Origin of the sequence: Janthinobacterium breve (assembly GCF_051380895.1) — a bacterium.
In the GTDB taxonomy this organism is placed as follows: Bacteria; Pseudomonadota; Gammaproteobacteria; order Burkholderiales; family Burkholderiaceae_D; genus Janthinobacterium.
The window spans coordinates 255,996-271,370 of sequence record NZ_JBNYXY010000002.1 but is presented as its reverse complement, the minus strand read 5'-3'; the positions used below and the strand labels follow the sequence as shown (position 1 = coordinate 271,370).

Below are 15,375 nucleotides of genomic sequence, written 5' to 3'. Positions count from 1 at the left end.
GCGCTGCCCAGCCTGCCAGCCTGCGCGGCAATGGGCAGATTTTAATCCCTGGGCAGGAATCAGAGGAGGATGGGTTCGTTCGGCAACTGGTTGCCGCGCGTACCGTCGGCGGGGAAGTGGCTTTGCAACAAGGTATTCAGTTGCTGCAAGGCGTCGAGCGTGCTGTCGTGATAATTGCCATCCTTGAAGCCTTTCGTCATGGTGCGGCACACGGCTTGCCACTGTTCCGGCGTGACGCGCCGGCCCACGTGGCGGTCGGCCACGATATCGACCTGGTGTTCTGCCAGGTTGATATAAATCAGCACGCCAACGTTATCTTCCGTATCCCACACGCCATACTGGGCGAACAGTTCGCGCGCCCGCTCGCGGTTGCTCACGCCCTGGTAGGCCATGCCCGGTGTCAGGGCCGCCTCGACGATCAGGCGCACTTCCGCCTGGTGCATCGCTTCACCGTCGGCAATGGCCGTCTCGATGGCTTTCAGGGTGCGTTCGGGAAAGGCCTGGCGCGCCGTCGCGGGCGTGCCCCGTAGATGCTTCAGGGCGCGTCCGCAGCGTTGTCCAAATGATAGTTGTTTTGTCATTACCAATCTCCCGAGGCGCCGCCGCCGTCAAAGCCGCCGCCGCCGCCGCCGCCACCGAAACCACCGCCGCCACCGCCACCGCCAAAACCACCGCCTCCGCCGAAGCCGCCTCCGCCGCGGTTGTTCAGCGCCTGGCTCAAAATGCTGCCCAGCACGACGCCGGTGGCGCCGCTGGACCAGTTGCTGCCGCGTTGCAGCCGGGTCGGCCCGCCGCGCGAGCGGAACACGGTCAGCACGATCAGGAAGCCGAAGAACAGCAGCGGCAGCCAGAAGGTCAGGCCGCCCGCTTCCACGGTGGCCGGCGCTTTCTGCTGTGCGGGAGCGGGGAATTGCTCCTGGTTCAGCAGGGTGGCAATCGCGCCCACGCCAGCGACCAGACCGCCGTAATAGTCATTTTGCTTGAAATGCGGGGCGATCACGTCTTGCAGGATGCGTTTCGATTGCGCATCCGTCAGCACGCCCTGCACGCCGCGGCCCGCTTCGATGCGCAGGCGGCGCAACGATGATGGATTGTCTTTCGCCACCATCAGCAGCACGCCGTCATCGACGCCCTTGCGGCCCAGCTTCCAGGCATCCGTCACGCGGATGCTGTATTGCTCGATGGCTTCCGGTTCCGTGCTCTTGACCAGCAGCACGGCGATCTGGCTGCCCGTCTTGGCTTCGTAGTCGGCCAGCACGCCTTCCAGCGCCGCTTTCTGCTTGGCGTCGAGCATGCCGGCGTTGTCCGTCACGCGCGCGGCCAGCGGCGGCACGGGCTGCAAGCCCTGCGCGCTGGCAGGCAGGCTGGTGCACAGCAGCAGCGCCGTCGCCAGCGCCGCCAGATAAGACCAGGCTTTCATCTTATTTGCCGAAGTTGACGGTTGGCGCGGTCGAGATGGCTTTTTCATTTTCCACCGTGAACGACGGCTTGACCTTGTAGCCGAAGACCATGGCCGTCAGGTTGTTCGGGAAGCTGCGCGCATGCACGTTGTAATCCTGCACGGCGACGATGTAACGCTGGCGCGCCACGGTGATGCGGTTTTCCGTGCCTTCCAGCTGCGACTGCAAGTCGCGGAAGCTGGTGTCGGCTTTCAGGTCCGGGTATTTCTCGGACACCACCATCAAACGCGACAGGGCCGACGACAGCTGCCCCTGCACTTGCTGGAACTTCTCGAAGGCGGCCGGGTCGTTCAGCACTTCGGGCGTGATCTGGAAACTGGTGGCGGCGGCGCGCGCCTTGGTCACCGCTTCCAGCGTTTCGCGCTCGTGCGTGGCATAGCCCTTGACGGTGTTCACCAGGTTGGGGATCAGGTCGGCGCGGCGCTGGTACTGGTTGACCACTTCGCCCCAGGCGGCCTTGGTGGCTTCGTCCTTGGTCTGGAAATCGTTGTAGCCGCAGCCGGTCAGGATGCCGGCCAGGACGGTGACGCTCAGCGCCAGGCGCAGCCATTTGGTGAATTGATTGGTGATTTGCATGATGGGTTCCGTGCGTAATGGGGGAAGTGAGGCAAATATACCTGAAACGGCCCGGGATGTCGGTTTAATAAGCGCTGGACGCCGCCCCTGGCTGCCTTGGCGCGCCGTGGCAACCCTGCGCCGCGTTACAATACGGTGTTTGCAACTGAATATAGAGAAGGTGTGCCGTGAATTTCATCAATAAATTATCCGCCGCGTGGACGGCCAATAATTCCCTGCTGTGCGTGGGACTGGACCCCGACCTGGCGAAACTGCCGGCCGAATTGCGCGACTTGCCCGATGGAATCACCACCTTTTGCACGCGCATCATCGACGCCACGGCCGACCTGGCCTGCGCATTCAAGCCGCAGATCGCCTATTTCGGCGCGCTGGGCGCGGAAAAGCAGCTGGAAGACATCTGCCGCTACGTGCGCGAACATTATCCGCACATCCCCCTGATTCTCGACGCGAAACGGGGCGATATCGGCGCCACGGCCACGCAATACGCGCGCGAAGCGTTCGAGCGCTACGGCGCCGACGCCGTCACCGTGAATCCGTATATGGGCGAGGATTCGCTCGACCCCTACCTGGCGTGGCAAGACCGCGGCGTGATCATCCTGTGCCGCACCTCGAATCCGGGTGGCTCCGACCTGCAATTCCTCGACACGGACGGCGTGCCCCTGTACCAGCGCGTGGCGCGCCTGGTGGCCGAGAAATGGAACAAGAACGGCCAGTGCGCGCTCGTCGTCGGCGCCACCTTCCCTGAAGAGCTGGCGCAAGTGCGCGCCATCGTCGGCGACATGCCGCTGCTGGTGCCCGGCATCGGCGCCCAGGGCGGTGACATCGCCGCTACCGTCGGCGCGGGCCAGACGGCCAACGGCATGGGCATGATGATCAGCTCTTCGCGCGCCATCATTTACGCCACGCCGCAAGCGGGCGAAGATTTCGCCGATGCGGCGCGCCGCGTGGCGATCGAAACGCGCGATGCGATCAATGCGCACCGTTCTGTATAAAAAACCCAACACCTTAAATGCTGGGGTCAGACGGGGACGCCGAGTCCCGTCGGGTCTGACCCCGGATTTTAGTCGCGCTGCGGGGCGACGATCTCCGCGTAATCGTAGAGCTCGCCCAATATCTCTTCCCCTCGTTCATCCACTGATTCCGACAGCACGTCGATTTCTGTAAACAGCATCTCGATGGTGCGGGCGCCGCCGTCGCCGTCGAACAGGCGGGCGGCGCGGTGCTGTTCCCAGCGCAGGTTTTCTGCTTCGCTCAGGGTTTGCGGAAAATTGCGGGCGCGGTAGCGGAACAGCAATTCCTGCAAGCGCTCATCGGCAAACGAGGGACGGGCCGTGGCCAGCTTGGCCGGCGTTTCCCGGCGCAGCGATTCGAGCAGGCGGCGGTCGTCGTTGCTGACGAAGCCGTTGTACAAATCTTCATCCACATCCAGCGGGATATGCGCGCCCGGGCGCTGGAACACTTCGGCCCAGATGGCATCCATGTTCGGCGCCGTGGCGGCCAGCTGGGCGTTGACTTTCGCGGCGTCCATGTCGATGCCCCACTGCGCGGCCATGGCGGGCGACAGGGTTTTCAGATTGCCGACCAGCATGGGCGACTTGTTCAGGTGCACGCTTTTCACGGGCAGGCGCGTCATGCCTTCCGGCATGGCCTCCTTGCGCGTGAACAAACGCGTGCGGATGGTGTCCGCGTCCAGGCTGAACAGTTCGCGTGGATCGTAGGCGCAATCCCAGACGAGGATTTCATTCTTGTTGCTCGGGTGCGTGGCCAGCGGCCAGACGACGCCCAGGCAGCCCCGTTCGGCGGGGAACATGCCGGACACGTGCAGGAAAGGCAGGCGCTCGCTGGCCGCCAGGTGCATGCCCATCTCGCTGGCGACCCTGTCCTTCTTGTGCAGCGCCAGGCAGAATTCGAACAGTTTCGGCTGTTTTTCGCGGATCAGGCGCGCCAGGGCGATGGTGGCGCGCACGTCGGACAGCGCATCGTGCGCCGCTTCGTGGACCAGGCCATTGGCCTTGCTCAAGTGTTCCAGTTTAAAACTGGTCTGGCCATCGTCGCGCTTCGGCCATTGAATGCCTTCCGGGCGCAGCGCGTGCGTCATGCGCACCACGTCGAGGATGTCCCAGCGGCCGCAATGGTTTTTCCATTCGCGCGCATACGGGTCGATCAGGTTGCGCCAGAACAGGAAACGCGTGACTTCATCGTCGAAACGGATGGTGTTGTAGCCCACGCCGATGGTGCCCGGTTCCGAAAAGGCCGCTTCGATGGTGGCGGCGAACTGGTGTTCGGGCACGCCCAGCTGCAAGCACTGCTGCGGCGTGATGCCCGTGATCAGGCATGATTGCGGATCTGGCAGGAAATCATTGGCAGGCTGGCAATACAGCATGATGGGCTCGCCGATCTCCTTGAGTTCGGCATCCGTGCGGATGGCGGCGAACTGGGCCGGGCGGTCGCGGCGCGGCTGGGCGCCAAAGGTTTCGTAGTCGTGCCAAAGAAAGGTCTGCTTAGTCATTGATGGTCGTTACTTGATTGGTTATCCGGGCCGGTAAAAGCGCCACTGCTACAGTTTTCTGAAAACCTGCCGATACTACACGAGAGGATGGTCATCATTGCGTTTCCCGCATGGTGGCATATATTGCCCGTTCAAGGAGGCCTATCGTGTCAATTCCCATCGCCGCAAGCGGCAATTCCACCCCTTCCGTGACTTCCGTCAGTACGGGCGTTGCCGGCAAGGACGATAAAGTACAGCAAAAGGACGGTGTCAATACTGAAATGAGCGTGAATGACCGCAGCAAGCTGCAATTGAACGCTTCCATCATGCAGGCCTCGCTGAACGTCTCGATCGGTTCCGAGAACGAGCCGCTGGCGCTGCTGTACAAGACGGCCATCACGAATATCAATGAAGCGCTGAAGGGCCAGTACGGCGAGGACGCGATCCAGAACGCCGCCTCGCAGGACAATAGCGCCGAAGCGACGGCGAGCCGCATTGTATCGCTGTCGACGGGTTTTCTTGACGCTTACAAGAAACAGAATCCCGGCATGGACGACGATACGGCCCTGACCAAGTTCATGGACACCATCAGCGGCGGCATGGAAAAAGGCTTCAAGGAAGCGCGCGACATCCTGGGCGGCTTGAAAGTGCTGAATGGCGATATCGCCGGCAATATCGACAAGACGTATGAACTGGTGCAGAAGGGCTATGCGGATTTCGTCGCCGCGCACAGCAGCAAGAAGGACGATGCCGCCAAGCCGGCTGACAGCAAGGCTGCCTGAGCTACAGCATGACCCTGTTGCGGCCGCTGGCCTTGGCGCGGTACAGCGCCGCATCGGCCGCCGCGATCAGCGCTTCGTCGTCCTGTTCGGCCGCCAGGCTGGCCACGCCGAAGGAACCCGTGATGTGCGGCAACGCGCTGCGCATGTCGGCGAAAATGACGGCTTGCTGCATGCGCTCGCACAAGCGCTCGGCGACCCGCAGGGCCACGTTTTCGCTGGTGTCGGGCAAGATCACCATCATTTCCTCGCCACCATAGCGCACGGCAAAATCCGTGGGCCGCAGGGCTGCTCCCAGCACTTGCGCGGCGATGCGCAGTGCCTGGTCGCCCGCCTGGTGGCCGTGGGTGTCGTTGAAACGCTTGAAATGGTCGAGGTCTATCATCACCAGCGACAGCGGCGAACTGCTGGCGTGGGCCGTGATGATCATGTTTGGCAGTAAATCGGTGAGCCAGGCGCGGTTGTACAAGCCCGTCAGGCTGTCGACCATCGATAGCTGGCGGTAGAATTCGCCCAGTTTCTGGCGCCGGCGCAGCAGGGCATTGGCGGCGCGGATGCGGAAGGACAGCAGTCGCAGCAGGTTGCGTGCCAGGCCGTTCGATTGCTCGATCAATTCCCAGACGACGGCCGCATCGATTACCAGCAAGTCGGTTTCTTCCAGGGCGGATATGGCGGCCAGGTTGCTCGCTTCATCGAGTACCGATTGTTCGCCCACGCTTTCGCCGGGCAAGACCTTGCTGACGGTGCCGTCATCCATGCCCGTGTGGGTGTCGGCGGCCACGGCCAGCGAGCCGCGCAGGACGATGTACAGGCTGGTGCCCTGGGTGTCGGCAATGGCTTCGCCCGCTTCCAGGCGCATGACGGGGCAGGGCGCCAGCATGGCGGCCGTCTGGCTGTCCGCAGCATCGCTAAATAGCTGTAAATCGCCGATGTTGCAGCCTGAAGCACCGAAGTTGCCGATCTGTTCCACAATCATACTTTCAAAAAGCCGGCGCGCGCGAGCAGTGGGCCGGTATCTTCATGATAGCGTAAAGCGGCCTAGACCGTAACGGCAAAAGCTTGCCTGATGTCACTTACTGTGGGAAATACGACAATTATTTCATTCTCGCCTACATGCGCTGGAATGCTGATGCTTTTGGCGTTGTGGTTGCCGCGCGCGAAAGGCGGGCCGCATGTGCAAAGGCAGCCTTGAACGGCTGCCTTGGTCTCTGGCGAATGTTGCAGTGGGGGAATTACTCGGCGGTTTCTTCCGCTTCGGCCGTATCGATCACGGCATTCTTGCCGCTGGCGTGGCGCTTGCTGTCTTGCAGGCGGCCCAGGGCACTATCGATGGCGCGTTTCAGTTTGTCGGTGGCGCCGGCAACGGATTGATGCACGGTGGCGTTCTGTTCGGTCACGGCAATTGGCTGATAGCCAGCAACGCGTGCTTCCATGACGCAGCGAATATCATCGGCGCCGCCTTTCGGGCCATTCGTGTCGCTGATGTGGACTTCGATGCGGGTCAGGTTGTCGCGGAAGCGGTTCAGTGCGCTTTCAAGTACGGATTGCACATGTTCGTTCAGTCCAGCGGTGTTGGCGATGGTGCTGTCGGTATGAATATTGATTTGCATATGCTTACTCCTGTCAATTCAAAAAAAACCCATCTCAGGCGTGTTGCGGCCTGGTTGCTGCCTCATGCACATGACCTCGTGCATGGAACTTATCTTACTCCAGTTTCCACAATTTCAAGGGGGCTGCACGATTAAGATGCGCTTAACCCTTCAGTCAGGTCAAGTTTCCCTGCGGAATTCTTTTGCCCCGCTGCTTAGCCATTGATCAGGCCGGCGGCGATATTGATCGACAGTCCCAGCACGACCAGGTTGAAGAAAAAGCTCAGCACGGATTGCCCCAGCACGATCTGCCGCATCAGCCGCGTCTGTACGCAAACGTCCGACGTTTGCACGGCCACGGCGATGGTGAAGGCGAAATACAAAAAATCCCAGTAATCGGGGTTTTGCTCGTCGTCGGGAAATTTCAGGGGGCGTAGTGCTGGGTCGGCCTGGTAATACAGGTGGGCATAATGGAAGCAGAACAGGGTGCCGACGAGGAACCAGGAGCCGACCAGGGTGAGGATCGTCAAGCCGTAATGCAGCGCGCGCTCGTCCGGCGCCATGTCTTTCATCGAGGACAGCTGCGAGACGATGGCCACCAGGCTCATCACGGATGCGACGGACAGGGCCGACAGGACCGTGGCGGCGCGCTCATCCTGGCGCGCCGCCATCACCTTCACTTTGTGATGGTTGGCACGCATCATCATCCAGGCCATCGTCGCCAGGTAGAACCAGACGGCGACGTTCCACGCCGTCAGCAAACGCGTCATCTGTTGCCAGGACGCGGGCAGCAGCAGGCCGGCCGCCACGCCGATGGCCGTGGCCATGCTCAGGTGGGGGCGGCTGCGGATGAAGCTGTGCAAGGGAAGCGTGATTTTCATGGTGCGGAGTGGTCAATGACAATAGCGCATCTTAGCTCTTAGTGCGCGCTCGCGGTGGCCGTTCTGGCGGCCGCTTCCTTCTCGTGGTGGGGGAAGCGGTCCATGCGCGACAGCACGGGAAATAGCACGGCCCAGATGCCCGTCACGGCCAGGGTGGCGGCGCCGCCGAAGAGGACGGCGCGCACCAGGCCGAACCAGCCGGCCGTCAAGCCGGATTCAAATTCGCCCAGCTCGTTCGAGGCGCCGATGAAGACGGCGTTCACGGCGCTGACCCGGCCGCGGATCTCGTCAGGCGTCTCGAACTGCACCAGCAGGTGGCGGATGTAGACGCTGACCATGTCGCCGGCGCCCATCAGGAACAGCGCCACGAGGGCCAGCGGGAAATAGCTGGTGCTGCCCAGCACCAGGGTGCCCAGGCCGAAGACGGCGACGCCGCCGAACATCCAGGCGCCCACGCGGCGCGTGATGGGAAAGATGGCCAGCGCGATCGAGCACAGGGCTGCGCCGGCGCCCGGTGCCGTGCGCAGCAGGCCCAGGCCGCTGGGGCCGATATGCAGCACGTCATGCGCGAGCGCCGGCAGCAGGGCCGTCGCGCCGCCGAACAGCACGGCAAACAGGTCGAGCGAAATGGCGCCCAGCACGATGGGTTTCGACCAGACGAAGCGCAAGCCTTCGAGCAGGGTGTGCCAGCTGACGGGTTCGCGTTTCACCACTTGCGGCGCGGGCGTGGTGGCGCGCATCAGCAAGACGGACACGATCAGCAGCGCGGACGAAATCAAATACACCACCTTGGGGCCGAAGTAATACAGCAAGCCGCCCAGGGTAGGCCCCAGGATGATGGCCACATGCGAGCTCGAAGAGCTGAGCGCGACGGCGCGGCTGAAGTGTTGCGTGGGCACCATGTTGACCAGCACGGCTTGCGTGGCCGGCATCATGAAGGCGCGCGCGCTGCCAAACAGCACCAGCACGGCAAACACGGGCCAGACGATGGAAATATTACTTAACGTAAACGCCAGCAGGGCCAGCGCGCAGGCCAGCTGCGCCGCCAGGCACCAGGCGATGATGTTGCGGCGGTTGTAGCGGTCGGCGACGTGGCCGGCCGGCAAGATCAGCACGAGGAAGGGCGCGAACTGCGCCAGGCCGATCAAGCCCAGGTCGAACAGGCTGCCCGTGATCTGGTACACCTGCCAGCCGATGGCCACGCTTTGCATTTGCACGGCCAGCGTGCCCAGCACGCGGGCGGACAGGTAAAAAGCGAAATTGCGGTGACGCAGGATACTGAAGCCGTTGCCGGCGGACGCGAGGGACATGAGATTTCCAGGGAACAGCAGGGTGGAGCGGTGGCGGCAGCGGATGCCGCGCCAGCAGCACCCGCTGTCTGGATGCTTACTTGGCCAGGTCGGCTTCGGTGGTGAAGGCGTCCGCGTAAAACTCGTCGGGTGGAAGTTGACACAATTGCACGAAATCGCGGTTGGCCGATTCGACGACGATCGGTGCGCCGCAGGCATACACTTGATAAGCGGACATATCCGGCAAGTCGGCCATGACGGCCTGGTGCACGAAGCCCGTGCGGCCGCTCCAGGCGTCTTCCGGCAGCGCTTCCGACACGACGGGCACGTAGGTGAACTGCGGCAAGTCGGCGGCCCACTGGCGGCACAGCGCATCCATGTACAGGTCGTGCGGACGGCGCGCGCCCCAGTACAGGGTGATCGGGCGCGGGGATTGCTCGTTGATCATGTGCTCGACGATGGCTTTCAGGGGAGCAAAGCCCGTGCCCGAGGCCAGCAGCACGACGGGCTTGTCGGAATCTTCGCGCAGGAAGAAGGTGCCCATCGGGCCTTCGAAGCGCAGGATGTCGCGCTCTTTCATGCTGCCGAATACCTGGTCGGTAAACAGGCCGCCCGGCATGTGGCGGATGTGCAGGCTCACGGGGCCGCCGTCGACGGGGGCGCTGGCCATGCTGTAGCTGCGGCGTTTGTTGTCGCGCAGCATGATTTCGATATACTGTCCGGCGCGGTAGTGCAGGCGTTCGCTGGCCGGCAACTGCAGGGTCAGCACGACGACGTCCGGCGCGACCTTTTCAATCGTGGTCACGCGTGACGGCATTTTCTTGATCGGATAATCGCTGCTGCCCGCCACTTCGCGCGCCTGCACCACCAGGTCGCCCTGGGGCACGGCGCAGCACAGCAGCGAGTAGCCTGCCGCCGCTTCATCTTCCGTCAGGGAGCGGGCCTGGTATGGCTTATGCTGTACATTGCCGGACACGATCTTGCCCTTGCAGGAGCTGCAGGCGCCGCTCTTGCAGCTATACGGCAAGCCCACGCCGGCGCGGATCGCCGCCGACAGGACGGTTTCGTCCGCTTCACAGCTGAATTGGTGGCCGCTGGGCTGAACAGTAATTTGAAAAGTCATACAATCCTTGAAATGAAAAATATGTTAATGCACTCTTTGCGCAAGCCGGTGGGCTTGCCGCGCCTGCTGATCCTGGGCTGCGGCGACGTCGGCCTGCGTCTGCTGCCCCTGCTGCGCGCGCGCTTTCGCGTCTTTGCCGTCACCAGCCAGCCTGCGCGTTGCGCGCAGCTGCGGGCGGCCGGCGCCGTGCCCATCGTGGCCGACCTCGATGACCGCGCCAGCCTGAAACGGCTGGCGGGACTGGCGTCGCTGATCGTGCACCTGGCGCCGCCCTTGTCGTCGGGCTTGCTGGACCGGCGCACGCGCAATCTGGTCGCCATTTTACCCGAGCATGCACGCATGGTGTATGTGAGTACCAGCGGCGTGTATGGCGATTGCGCCGGCGCCTGGGTCGACGAGACGCGCCCGCCCGCGCCGGCGAATGCGCGGGCGAAGCGGCGCGTGGATGCCGAACAGGTCTTGCGGGGCTGGGGCACGCGCCGCAGCGCCAGTGTGGCCATCCTGCGCGTGCCCGGCATTTATGCGCACGACCGCCTGCCCTTGAAGCGCCTGCGCGAAGGCACGCCGGCCCTGGCCGCGAGCGACGATGTGTACACCAACCATATCCATGCCGATGACCTGGCGCGCGTCATCGAACGGGCCCTGTGGCGTGGCAAGCCTGGACGCGTGTATCACACCAGCGATGACAGCGAACTCAAAATGGCCGAATATTTCGATGTCGTGGCCGACACCTTCGGCCTGCCGCGCCCGCCGCGCCTGCCGCGTGCCGAACTGCAGCAAGTGGTCACGCCGATGCTGCTGTCGTTCATGTCCGAATCGCGCCGCCTGCGCAATACCCGCCTCAAACGCGAGCTGGGCGTGCGCCTGCGCTACGCGCGCGTGGCCGATGCCTTGCAGTCGCTGTCCGCCGATGCGGCCAGCATCGGGTAAAATGGTCGGTTATCTGCGCACTTTGCTGGGCCGGCGCGCAGCGCGCCGTTGCGGCGGTGCGCCATTCACCTAAGGACTACAGCATGACCACCCTCACTTACGAAGCATACCTGGACGAGGTCACCACCGTCCTGACGGAATTGTACGACCTCGACGACGATGCTGCCATCAAGCTGGTCGTGGCGGCGCAGGACGCCGAATTTTTTGTTCCGCACGATGCGCATGAGGAAATGCGTACCGCCGAACAAGCCAAGAAAGATGCGGTCACCCTGTTCGAGCGCAAGCAGAATCGCCAGCAAACGCAGGAAAAACAGCAACAGCGCGTGCGCCAGCAAAAGAAATAAGAGCAGGCCATCGGCCGCCAGGCCGCTGGAACATGGCGCAGTGCGGCCTTCGGTGCAATACCGGGGTCATGCCATTTGATGCAGCGCAAACGCGTCATGGCGCGCTGGCGATATGGTGAGCAATGTCGTCACGCGTCCTGGCTTTTGTGGCGGGCTCCACAATTAGCACGACTTAGCGCGACGCTGTTTCTCGTCAGCAGGAGCGAGCCATGCGAGCTACTAGCCACCCCAGCAAGGAACAGGTGCGCGCCTATATGCGGCGCCGTGAACATGCACTGCAGCCGCCGCCGCCGCCCGATGAAATTCGCCGGCAACTGGCCTGGTGCCGCGTGGACGCCTTCCCCGGCACCTGCCTGACGGCCACCCCGGCCGGCATGGCAGCGCAAGGCTGGCATTTATCCGCGGACATGGCTCGCCTGAGCACGCTCATGGCGATTGCCTGGCTGATGCACAGCGGTGTTCCTCATTGTAAAAATTGATGACTTGCAGCAAATTTTTCCGATTTGAGTTATCCTCTAGCACATTCCAAGTGCGTCAATTCTCTTCAATTATCACAATTTTGCTTTAAGTTACGCAAAAATCAACAATAGCGTGTATTATATTGTTTGTGGCGTAAAGGCCGCATAATTGATGGCGCTTTTTAGTGTGTTTACCCTGAATTATTGCAGAAGAGACATTCGGTTTCTTTGTGCACTAATACAACAAGTACGGATTTTTGATCATGTCTCTCAAACAAATTACCTCTTTGCCTACCTACAACCCGAATCGCGTCCTCGATGCGATCATCGACAAGCTGCAACTGAAAAACGATGCAGCCTTGTCGCGCGCGCTGGAAGTGGCGCCACCAGTCATCAGCAAGATTCGTCACAACACCTTGCCGATCGGCGCCACGATCCTCATCCGCATGCATGAAATCAGCGATTTCAGCATTCGTGAACTGCGCGAGTTGATGGCTGCCTAAGAGCGCCTGACAGACGGCAAACTGAGAGGTGCCGTCTGGGTACGTCAGGCTTGCCGCGTGCGGCAGCCAGACCTGTTTTCCGCTGTTCTATTGCGTGTCACGGTTCAGCACCGGACGATCGATATAGAAACGCCCCATTTCCAGGCCGGTCGTGGACGACTTGACCACTGCTGCAGCCAGTGTGGCGGGCGCGCTGGAAAATGCGGTGTTGGCAGCCCCGGTCGCGCGACCCGAATACGCTGTCGCCTGCACCGCTGCGCTGGAAAAAGCCGTCTGCACGGCCCGACCCGAGTACGCTGTCGCCTGCACTGCGGCACTGGAAAACGCTGTTTGTACAGCCCGTCCTGAATACGCCAGCTGCACTGCGCGTCCCGAATACGCCGCCTGCACGGCGCGGCCCGAATACGCCGTTTCTGCACGGATATAATCTTCCCCGAACGTTTGCTCATACAGCTGCTTCATGCGCTCGCCCACGCGCTGGTGCGCCGCTTCGTCGTCTTCGCCGCGCAGGCCGATGTACGGGAAGTGATGCAGGAAGTAGCCGAAGACCTGCTCGCAGTCTGCCGCATATTTCAGGGTGTCGAGGATGTGGTAATGCCAGAAGGTATCGACGTCCATCAGCGGCGCCGTTTCTTCCTCCGGAAACTGTTTCATCAGGATCAGGAAGCGCCGGTATTCGAACTCCACCGCATTGGCTTTCTCCAGGCTCCATCCTTCGCCTGACTCCCTGTGCATCAGCTTGACTTTGATCGCGTCCAAATTCAAATCGGCAATTGCCTTGAAACTGTCGTTCGTATCCATGAATGTCCTTTGGTAAAGAGCGTTGTGGGAAATACAGTGCAACAAGGGAGAGGGGTGGGTGTGTACTCCTGGCAAGTAGTCGAGGAATGCCTGGCCCATGGCGGGCAGGCGCTGAGTTGTTCTACATCAATATTGCATCTAATTACAAAATATGCAAGCTGAGCTTGATTCAATGGGGCGTGCCTGTCAGGTGTTGGCCCGGCTGTCTTCCTGGTAGGGGAATGCGGTGGCGTCCGCACCCAGCGGCACGCTGACATGCACGCTCATGCCGGCGCCGGGGCTGCTTTCGATGTAGAAAGTGCCACCCAACAACTTGATGCGCTCTTCGATCCCCACCAGGCCAAATGAGCCCAGCTTGTTGCGTCCGTCGATGGCCGCGCCCACGCCGTTGTCGCTGACGCTCATCGACACGGTGTCGTGGCACTTTTCCAGCTTGACTTGCACGCTGCTGGCATTGGCATGCTGGGAAATGTTGCTGAGCGACTCTTGCAGGATGCGGAACAGGGCCGTGGCACACTGGTCGCTCAGACAGATGTCGTCATGGCTTTCGCTGACTTCGCAGGCGATGCCCGTGCGCAGGCGAAATTGCGCCACCTGCCATTCGACGGCCGCATTCACGCCCAGGTCCAGCACGGTAGGGCGCAAGTCGTTGATGATGTGCCGCACGCTCTTGATGGTGGCGTCGATCTGCTCCAGGGTCGAGCGGGCGCGGGCGTTCAGGCGCGGGTGGCGGCGCTGCGTGCGCGAAGCCAGCATGTCGGCATCGATGCGCAAGACCAGCAGATTCTGTCCCAGGTCGTCGTGGATTTCGCGCGCGATGCGCTTGCGCTCTTCTTCCTTGATCCGGTCGGCGTGGGCTGCCAGGCGGCGCAGTTTCTGGTGCGACAGCTGCAGGCGGATCTGGCTGGCGCGCAATTCCTCCGTCATGCCCGTCGCCATCTGGATGGCGCGTCGGCGCGACGACGTCAGGGCGTGAAACAGCATGTACAGCAGCATGCTGCTGGCAAAACCGGTCAAAAGTGCCAGCCACGGCAGGAAGGCATCGAAGCGCGTATACACGTCGCTCTTGCGCACGCTGAACAGCGCTTGCCACGCGCGGCCATTGTGCTCGATGAGCATCGTGCTGCTCAGATAGCGCCCCGAGTTGCCGGGCAGCCACCATGGCGCATGCATGCCCGCCGTCGTGCTGTCGAAGATGGGGCGCATATCGTGCGGCAGCTCCAGCGGCAAGTCCGGCTGTTCAAGCGCCTGCGGGTCGATATCGAACAGGGTCAGGCGGACATTGCGTACCGGCATGTCGGCCAGCGCGCTGCGCATCATCGTCACCAGGTCGTAGCCGATGCCGACGGAACCCTGGTAGGCCGCGCGCCTTTGCTCCACCGTGTCGGTCGGCATGCCGAAGCGGTACACGGGCAGGCGCATGGCCATGCCCGTCAGCTGCGGCCGGCCGTCCATCGGCACGGGTGCGCCGGAATTGCTGATCTGTCCCGTATCGCGCGACTGCGCCAGCGTTTCGGCGATCAGGGGGCGCGAAGCGATGTCATAGCCATACTTTTCCGGGGCGCTGGCAATCGGCTCGATGTATGCCAGCACGGAATAATGGGGGCGCGGGCCGGGCGGATGGATGGCAAACGCCGGATAGCCGTCGCGCCCGGGCGGATAGTCGCGCTGCATGGCCGCTTCGAAGGCGGCGCGCTGCGACTCGTCGAGTTCCCGGCTGTAATTGAGATTCATCACGCCCGGGTAGTTCTGTTGCAAGGCGATATTGGCCACGTAGCGGTGGAATTGCTCGCGGCTCACGTGTTCGTTGGCGCGGAACAGGCTGGCCGTGCCGCGCAGCAGGTTGGCATAGGACTTGACGCGCGAGCTGATGTTTTTCTGGGTATTGCGCGCCAGATTGTTGAACAGCTCGCTGGCATCGTTTTCGATCGACAGCGAGGCGGCCATGTAGAACAGCAGGCTCACCATCAGCGACATCACGAAACCGAGCAGCCAGAGCGGTTTTTTTTCAGCAGATAAGGGGTGTTTGCCGCCAGTAGAAGACATCGCCATCCGCATCAGGAAGAGGAATCGGGTGCCGCCTGTGTGCCGGAGGCTGTACTGAGTTGCACAATCACTATCGACATTGCAAATTGCTCAATAGCTGCCTAATAT

Annotated in this window: 17 protein-coding genes; 6 read left to right on the top strand and 11 right to left on the bottom strand. The window is 62.1% G+C overall.

The genetic code is table 11. The annotated features are described in order from the left end of the window. Positions 1-59 precede the first annotated feature (59 nt). The 3 genes from ACQ4W0_RS04090 to ACQ4W0_RS04080 are packed head-to-tail and all read right to left on the bottom strand — an operon-like array spanning position 60 to position 2,036. Positions 60-581, bottom strand: a complete 522-nt coding sequence (locus ACQ4W0_RS04090) for a TPM domain-containing protein (RefSeq protein WP_436575608.1) — start codon at positions 579-581, stop codon at positions 60-62. Next, positions 581-1,420, bottom strand: coding sequence for a TPM domain-containing protein (locus ACQ4W0_RS04085; protein ID WP_436575607.1), 840 nt, complete (start codon positions 1,418-1,420; stop codon positions 581-583). The genes ACQ4W0_RS04090 and ACQ4W0_RS04085 overlap by 1 nt, the downstream gene beginning before the upstream one ends. A gap of 1 nt (position 1,421) precedes the next feature. Beyond that, positions 1,422-2,036 (bottom strand): LemA family protein, encoded by a 615-nt coding sequence (locus tag ACQ4W0_RS04080; RefSeq protein WP_152253691.1) that lies wholly within the window; start codon positions 2,034-2,036, stop codon positions 1,422-1,424. A 167-nt stretch (positions 2,037-2,203) separates the two neighbouring features. Between ACQ4W0_RS04080 and pyrF the strand changes: the two genes are divergently transcribed. Then, positions 2,204-3,028, top strand: a complete 825-nt coding sequence (gene pyrF / locus ACQ4W0_RS04075; protein ID WP_436575606.1) for an orotidine-5'-phosphate decarboxylase — start codon at positions 2,204-2,206, stop codon at positions 3,026-3,028. 68 nt (positions 3,029-3,096) lie between these two features. On the opposite strand, the gene sbcB is transcribed toward pyrF, so the two are convergent. Further along, positions 3,097-4,545 (bottom strand): exodeoxyribonuclease I, encoded by a 1,449-nt coding sequence (sbcB, locus tag ACQ4W0_RS04070; RefSeq protein WP_436575605.1) that lies wholly within the window; start codon positions 4,543-4,545, stop codon positions 3,097-3,099. Between the two features lie 146 nt (positions 4,546-4,691). Between sbcB and ACQ4W0_RS04065 the strand changes: the two genes are divergently transcribed. Beyond that, positions 4,692-5,306, top strand: coding sequence for a DUF5610 domain-containing protein (locus ACQ4W0_RS04065; RefSeq protein ID WP_436575604.1), 615 nt, complete (start codon positions 4,692-4,694; stop codon positions 5,304-5,306). A gap of 1 nt (position 5,307) precedes the next feature. Here ACQ4W0_RS04065 and ACQ4W0_RS04060 read toward each other — a convergent pair whose 3' ends face one another. From ACQ4W0_RS04060 to ACQ4W0_RS04040, 5 genes are all read right to left on the bottom strand, one after another. Then, positions 5,308-6,273 (bottom strand): GGDEF domain-containing protein, encoded by a 966-nt coding sequence (locus ACQ4W0_RS04060; protein ID WP_436575832.1) that lies wholly within the window; start codon positions 6,271-6,273, stop codon positions 5,308-5,310. Between the two features lie 262 nt (positions 6,274-6,535). Then, a complete protein-coding gene (locus ACQ4W0_RS04055; protein ID WP_436575603.1) occupies positions 6,536-6,913 on the bottom strand; it encodes an HPF/RaiA family ribosome-associated protein in 378 nt (125 codons plus the stop codon). 194 nt (positions 6,914-7,107) lie between these two features. Beyond that, entirely contained in the window at positions 7,108-7,773 is a 666-nt protein-coding gene (locus tag ACQ4W0_RS04050; RefSeq protein WP_436575602.1) for a DUF1345 domain-containing protein, read from the bottom strand. A gap of 38 nt (positions 7,774-7,811) precedes the next feature. Next, positions 7,812-9,083 (bottom strand): MFS transporter, encoded by a 1,272-nt coding sequence (locus tag ACQ4W0_RS04045; RefSeq protein ID WP_436575601.1) that lies wholly within the window; start codon positions 9,081-9,083, stop codon positions 7,812-7,814. Positions 9,084-9,159: 76 nt separating this feature from the next. After that, positions 9,160-10,185: a CDP-6-deoxy-delta-3,4-glucoseen reductase gene (locus tag ACQ4W0_RS04040; RefSeq protein ID WP_436575600.1), complete on the bottom strand. Its 1,026-nt coding sequence runs from the start codon at positions 10,183-10,185 to the stop codon at positions 9,160-9,162. Positions 10,186-10,197: 12 nt separating this feature from the next. Between ACQ4W0_RS04040 and ACQ4W0_RS04035 the strand changes: the two genes are divergently transcribed. The 4 genes from ACQ4W0_RS04035 to ACQ4W0_RS04020 all read left to right on the top strand — a co-directional run bounded on the left by ACQ4W0_RS04035 (position 10,198) and on the right by ACQ4W0_RS04020 (position 12,420). Beyond that, entirely contained in the window at positions 10,198-11,115 is a 918-nt protein-coding gene (locus tag ACQ4W0_RS04035; protein ID WP_436575599.1) for an SDR family oxidoreductase, read from the top strand. 83 nt (positions 11,116-11,198) lie between these two features. After that, complete coding sequence (locus tag ACQ4W0_RS04030) at positions 11,199-11,459, top strand: hypothetical protein (protein ID WP_426072619.1); 261 nt, start codon at positions 11,199-11,201, stop codon at positions 11,457-11,459. Positions 11,460-11,668: 209 nt separating this feature from the next. After that, complete coding sequence (locus tag ACQ4W0_RS04025; protein ID WP_436575598.1) at positions 11,669-11,938, top strand: hypothetical protein; 270 nt, start codon at positions 11,669-11,671, stop codon at positions 11,936-11,938. A gap of 242 nt (positions 11,939-12,180) precedes the next feature. Further along, positions 12,181-12,420 carry a hypothetical protein gene (locus ACQ4W0_RS04020; protein ID WP_029496207.1) on the top strand — a complete coding sequence of 80 codons (240 nt, stop codon included), beginning with the start codon at positions 12,181-12,183 and terminating at the stop codon, positions 12,418-12,420. Positions 12,421-12,507: 87 nt separating this feature from the next. On the opposite strand, the gene ACQ4W0_RS04015 is transcribed toward ACQ4W0_RS04020, so the two are convergent. Next, a complete protein-coding gene (locus tag ACQ4W0_RS04015; RefSeq protein ID WP_436575597.1) occupies positions 12,508-13,221 on the bottom strand; it encodes a glycine-rich domain-containing protein in 714 nt (237 codons plus the stop codon). Positions 13,222-13,407: 186 nt separating this feature from the next. Beyond that, positions 13,408-15,267, bottom strand: a complete 1,860-nt coding sequence (locus ACQ4W0_RS04010) for a sensor histidine kinase (RefSeq protein ID WP_436575596.1) — start codon at positions 15,265-15,267, stop codon at positions 13,408-13,410. Positions 15,268-15,375 lie beyond the last annotated feature (108 nt).